Annotated in this window: 3 protein-coding genes; all 3 read left to right on the top strand. The window is 71.7% G+C overall.

Annotated elements, in window-relative coordinates; all coding sequences use genetic code 11:
- Window positions 1-912, top strand: a 912-nt coding sequence (nth, locus tag AOK23_RS33775) for an endonuclease III (protein ID WP_055716346.1), incomplete at its 5' end; no start/stop codon positions are given.
- 178 nt (window positions 913-1,090) lie between these two features.
- Window positions 1,091-1,840 carry an NUDIX hydrolase gene (locus AOK23_RS33770; RefSeq protein ID WP_240496690.1) on the top strand — a complete coding sequence of 250 codons (750 nt, stop codon included), beginning with the start codon at window positions 1,091-1,093 and terminating at the stop codon, window positions 1,838-1,840.
- Window positions 1,841-1,959: 119 nt separating this feature from the next.
- On the top strand, window positions 1,960-3,011 hold a 1,052-nt coding region (locus AOK23_RS33765), incomplete at its 3' end, for a MarP family serine protease (protein ID WP_055716345.1).

Raw genomic sequence — 3,011 nt, 5'->3', positions numbered from 1 at the left:
GCGTCGCCGTCGGCGGCGACGGCGGAGCGCACGCCTCCGGCGACGGAGCCCGCCGCCGGGAAGTCGGCGCCCGCCCGGAAAGCGGCCAAGGCCGCCAAGCCTGCCAAGACCGCCAAGCCTGCCAAGACCGCCAAGCCCGAGTCTCCGACCGCCCTGGTCCGCCGCGCCCGGCGGATCAACCGTGAGCTGGCCGAGGTGTACCCGTACGCCCACCCGGAACTGGACTTCGAGAACCCCTTCCAGCTGATCGTCGCCACGGTCCTGTCCGCCCAGACCACCGATCTGAGGGTCAACCAGACGACGCCGGCCCTCTTCGCGAAGTACCCCACCCCGGAGGACCTCGCCGAGGCCGACCCGGAGGAGGTCGAGGAGATCCTGCGGCCGTGCGGGTTCTTCCGGGCGAAGACGAAGTCGGTGATAGGGCTGTCGAAGGCCCTCGTGGAGAACCACAAGGGCGAGGTCCCCGGCCGCCTGGAGGACCTGGTCAAACTGCCCGGAGTCGGCCGCAAGACCGCCTTCGTCGTGCTGGGCAACGCCTTCGGCCGGCCCGGCATCACCGTCGACACGCACTTCCAGCGGCTCGTACGGCGCTGGAAGTGGACCGAGGAGACCGAGCCGGACAAGATCGAGGCGGCCATCGGGGCGCTCTTCCCGAAGAGCGAGTGGACGATGCTGTCGCACCACGTGATCTTCCACGGCCGCCGTATCTGCCACGCCCGCAAGCCCGCCTGCGGCGCCTGCCCCATCGCTCCGCTCTGCCCGGCGTACGGCGAGGGCGAGACGGACCCGGAGAAGGCCAAGAAGCTGCTCAAGTACGAGAAGGGCGGCTTCCCCGGTCAGCGTCTGAAGCCCCCGCAGTCGTACCTGGACGCGGGCGGCATCCCGGCCCCGCCGCTGGGAGCCGCCGGATGACGTCCCTTCCGGAGCGCACCGCGCCGCCCCCTTCCCGTCCGGGCCCGAACCGCCCACCCGGAACGATCGGTCACGGCGCGGTGCGAGCCCCGAGCCACCCACACGAGGGACTCTCGCCCGCAGCGGAACGATCGGTCGGCCTCCGGGCGTTGGCACGGGAAGAACGACGGGGGTGGCTATGACACGCGCGAGCCGGACGGACGGCGGTACGCACACGGACACGGACCAGGGGCGCCACGCGGCATCCGGGCACCGCGTGCCGCAGCCGCGCCTCGACAGGGCCGGCCTGCCCTCCTGGCTGGACCCGGTCGTCCGCGCCGTCGAGACCGTACAGCCGCTCCAACTGAGCCGCTTCCTGCCGCCGGAGAACGGCTCGGGCCGGCAGTCGGCGGTCCTCATCCTGTTCGGCGAGGGCGACCGCGGCCCCGAGCTGCTGCTGATGGAGCGCGCCGGTTCTCTCAGATCGCACGCCGGGCAGCCGTCCTTCCCGGGCGGCGCCCTCGACCCCGAGGACGGCGACCCGCAGACCGACGGCCCGCTGCGGGCCGCGCTCCGCGAGGCCGAGGAGGAGACCGGCCTCGACCCGCGGGGCGTCCAGCTCTTCGGTGTGCTGCCGAAGCTGTACATCCCGGTGAGCGGCTTCGTCGTGACGCCCGTGCTGGGTTGGTGGCGCGAGCCGAGCCCGGTCCGCGTCGTCGATCCCAACGAGACGGCACGCGTCTTCACCGTTCCCGTGGCGGATCTCACGGATCCCGCCCATCGCGCCACCACCGTCCACCCCAGCGGCCACCGGGGTCCGGCATTTCTGGTCGAATCGGCACTCGTGTGGGGTTTCACGGCAGGTGTGATCGACCGCCTGCTGCACTACTCGGGCTGGGAGCGCCCCTGGGACCGGGGGAAGCAGGTCCCGCTCGACTGGCGCTCATGACAGGGTGTCTGCCGTGCCGCGTCTCGTGGGGAGCGTCCCGTCCCCCGGTCGCCGTGCGGCGGGCCGTACTCCGGGCCGACCTGTAGTGATCGCGAAGTGACGAGGCGAGGCTTGAAGCGGTGAACGTGCTGGACATCCTGTTGCTGGTCGCCGCCGTCTGGTTCGCGATCGTCGGCTTTCGCCAGGGCTTCGTCGTCGGCATCCTGTCGGTGATCGGTTTCCTGGGCGGCGGCCTCGTCGCCGTCTACACCCTCCCGGTCATCTGGGACTGGATGACCGACAACTCCGAGGTCAGCACGGCGGCCGCCGTCGTCGCGGTGGTCGTCGTGATCGTCTGCGCCTCCGTCGGCCAGGCCCTCACCACCCACCTCGGCAACAAGCTGCGCCGGTACATCACCTGGTCCCCGGCCCGCGCCCTGGACGCCACCGGCGGCGCCCTGGTCAACGTGGTGGCGATGCTCCTGGTCGCCTGGCTGATCGGTTCCGCGCTCGCGGGCACGACGCTGCCCACGCTCGGCAAGGAGGTCCGCAACTCCAAGGTGCTGCAGGGCGTGGCCCGGGCCCTGCCCAGCCAGGCGGACACCTGGTTCGCGGACTTCTCCTCGGTCCTCGCGCAGAACGGCTTCCCGCAGGTCTTCAGCCCGTTCGCCAACGAGCAGATCACCGACGTCCAACCCCCCGACCCCGCGCTCGCCAACAGCCCGGTCGCCCAGCGCGCCAAGCGGTCCATCGTCAAGGTGATGGGCACCGCCGAGAGTTGCGGCAAGGTCCTCGAGGGCACCGGCTTCGTCTTCGACGAGCGCCGCGTGATGACCAACGCGCACGTGGTCGGCGGAGTCGACGAACCCACCGTCCAGATAGGGGGCGAGGGCCGCAAGTACGACGCCAAGGTCGTCCTCTACGACTGGGAGCGCGACATCGCCGTCCTGGACGTGCCGGACCTGAACGCGCCGGTGCTGCGGTTCACCGCCGACGACGCCGCCAGCGGCGACGACGCGATCGTCGCCGGCTACCCGGAGAACGGCGCGTACGACGTCCGTCCCGCGCGCGTGCGCGGTCGCATCACCGCCAACGGCCCCGACATCTACCACCGGGGCACGGTCCGCCGTGACGTCTACTCGCTGTACGCGACCGTCCGCCAGGGCAACTCCGGCGGACCGTGCCCCGGTGG

Source organism: Streptomyces torulosus (assembly GCF_001419765.1).
Taxonomy (GTDB): domain Bacteria; phylum Actinomycetota; class Actinomycetes; order Streptomycetales; family Streptomycetaceae; genus Streptomyces; species Streptomyces torulosus.
The sequence above is the reverse complement of the archived record's forward strand: the minus strand, read 5'-3'. Positions and strand labels throughout refer to the sequence as shown.

Coding starts and splice junctions, on each gene's coding strand:
- AOK23_RS33770 (WP_240496690.1), top strand. CDS start 1,091: ATGACACGCGCGAGCCGGACGGACGGCGGTACGCACACGGACACGGAC.